At 45.2% G+C, this 2,943-nt stretch carries 1 protein-coding gene; it reads left to right on the top strand.

Annotated elements, in window-relative coordinates; genetic code table 11:
- Nucleotides 1-745: 745 nt before the first annotated feature.
- On the top strand, nt 746-2,943 hold a 2,198-nt coding region (locus QUA16_RS35510; protein ID WP_333109467.1), incomplete at its 3' end, for a DUF4347 domain-containing protein.

Here is a 2,943-nt window from a genome sequence, read left to right as displayed (position 1 = left end):
CTACAAGTTGCGGCGACTGGTCAGGTTTTGGCTCAGGTTTTTGGGGCTGATAATACTATTACCTCTCTGGATTTTCTCACTCTTTATCGTTAAGATAAAAGCGCTTTAAATTCGCTGAACTTTTCCGATATTTTACCAACTCGGTTTGTTTGACAAACCGGGTATTTTAATATTTAAAAAATTACACAAATCAAGCTCGTGAATTATTGGATTGTTCGCATTAACGACGAGCATAAAATTGGTTATTAGTAAGTTATTAACTCCTGATAAAAGCCAGAGGACGGAGTTTATGGATACAAAATTTATAACCATTTTTTGATGGAAATAGAGATAAGCTGAGATTCGGCTGATTGACTACCATTAAATTGGTTTTTTATCAGGAATCACGTCCTACTAAAAGTCAGAATAACTACACCATATGTACTCCAAAAGCGAACAATTGTCAACTACTTTTAGGCAGTAAATCTGGCTGCCGTCGGCGTATTTTCGTACATCGTATCTGTTTCTTCTTATAGGCAAATAATTTAGCGCCACGTCTGACTTGGCTAAAAAACGCCTAATTTATAAGGTAAATACAGCGAACTGATACTTGGGGAAGATGTCGATTTAAAAAAAATCGAAGTAAATAGAACTTGTTAGGTATGCGAAGTCGAGAAATTAGCAGTGAGAAATTTCCTATGAGCCCTTAACAATAATATCTACCACTGAAGACTGATAATTAACAAATCAAGGAGCTATGTAACTCATGAAAAATTTATGGTGCAACTACTCTTCACCAATTCACAAATCAAGTTGCGATCGTCGCGACACCGATTGCATAAAAGCTTCTTTGATGGGGGGGCAGTTAGTCGGCGAGCGGGCGATTTATATTTCCTATTTAACAACAGCGAGTCGCGGCGTCACTACTCAACATAAAAAACATTTAGTTTGCATCGATCCGAGGGTAGAGAATTATCAGCATCTTGCCAGCGGAGTTAAACCGGGGACAGAGATAATTGTCCTCGATCCAACTCTGGACGGAGTAGAACAAATTACCGAGATTCTAGCTAAACGTAGCTTAATTGCCAGCCTTCAGATAGTTGCTCACGGTCATGAAGCTTCCGTGCAACTGGGGTCAACTGTACTGAATGATGAAAACTTACCAAAGTACGATCGGCATTTGCAGCAGTGGGGAAATTCTTTCACGGAAAAAGCCGATATTTTATTATTAGCCTGTAGGGTTGGGGCTGGAAAATCAGGGATGGCTTTCGTGCGGAAGCTGAGAGAACTAACAGGTGCAAATATAGCCGCTTCCAACAATTTAATTGGCAGTGCAAAGTTAGGAGGAAACTGGAAATTAAATGTTACAGCAGGACGAGTAAAAACCGCAATAGCATTTGAAACAAAAACGCAGGAAACTTACAGCGCTGTCCTCATTACTTTAGTTGACGAAACTTTTCAAGATGCAAGTCTAATAGGGCCTTGGATATCTGGGGTCAGCGGCACGGCAGACCTTCCAGCTTTAACAGCAGGAACCGGAACGGAGAGTTTTCCGGGTTTGAACATCGACCCGCCCGGCAGCGGGGCTTTGAGATTAACTTCAAGAAGTTTTGACCAATCTACTTTTGCCATCTATAACAGTGCGGTACCAGCCAGCAGTGGCCTTAAAATTGTCTTCGATATATTTGCCTACAACGGCACTGCACGTCCGAATTTATCCAATAATTTGACAGGGGACGGCATAAGTTTCTTTTTAATTGACGGTAGTGTGACGCCAACAAAAGCTGGAGGCTATGGAGGTTCTCTCGGCTACGCCCAAAATATAAACGAAAATCAGGCCGGTTTACTCGGAGGTTATTTAGGAATTGGATTTGATGAATTCGGAAATTTTTCAACTCAGAATGAAGGGCGTATAGGCGGAACTGCGGACGGGTCTAGACCAGATTCGGTAACGCTTCGAGGTAGCCAAGCTACGCAATATCGGTTTTTAACTTCTAACTTTGTGCCGGGGGGAGTAGATAATATTCCCAATCCCGTAAGTCCGCCAATCAACAGCATTACTAGCACTCGCGAACCAGCCAGAAGAAGAGTTCAAGTTATTTTGCAACCTCCCACTTCTTCTGCAACGCCCAACCGTCAACTTACTGTTAGCTTTGATCTCAACAATAATGGTTCGTTTACAGATCCGGGCGAGACTATTATCGACATTGGCAATTTAGAGGGAATAAACGGGCAAATCCCGGCAACATTCAAATTTGGTTTTGCTGGTTCAACGGGAGACGCAACAAATATTCACGACATTCGCACTTTGTCGATCCAAACTATAAACGTGCCGACTACTACAGCAGATGTTGCGACAACGAAAAAAGGCCCGGCTGCAGCGGCATCGGGTAGCAGCATTACTTACACAATTACGACAGTAAATAATGGCCCGAACCCGGCCGAAAACGTGCTGGTTGAAGACCAACTGCCCCGAGGGGCAGTATTTGGCAGTGCCGACGGCAGTGGCACTTTCAACCCGACAACGAGACTGGTCTCCTGGCGTATTCCGAATTTACCTGTTGGGGCCAGCGAGACCCGCACCGTAACCGTTACGGCCCCAACTACACTCGGCCCTATTACAAACAGTGTATTCAGCAGCAGCAACACGATCGATCCCGTACCCGCCAACAACAGCGGCAGCAGCCCGGAGGCGAGAGTCACCACCACTATCACGAACAATATTGCCGATGTAGTGACGGTCAAAACCGGGCCCGCTACTGCGATCGCCGGATCGACAGTCACTTACACAATTACGGCCACTAACAGTGGGCCGAGTGCGGCAACCAATGTGGCGATCGCCGACACCATTGTTCCGGGCTTAACAGGAGTCAGCGTGTCGGAGGGGGGAAGTTACAACGCAACTACAGGTATTGTGACTTGGACGGCGATCGCATCCCTAGCCCGCGCCGCCAGCGCCAACAG

Source organism: Microcoleus sp. S13_C3 (assembly GCF_036700905.1).
GTDB lineage: Bacteria > Cyanobacteriota > Cyanobacteriia > Cyanobacteriales > Microcoleaceae > Microcoleus.
The sequence above is the reverse complement of the archived record's forward strand: the minus strand, read 5'-3'. Positions and strand labels throughout refer to the sequence as shown.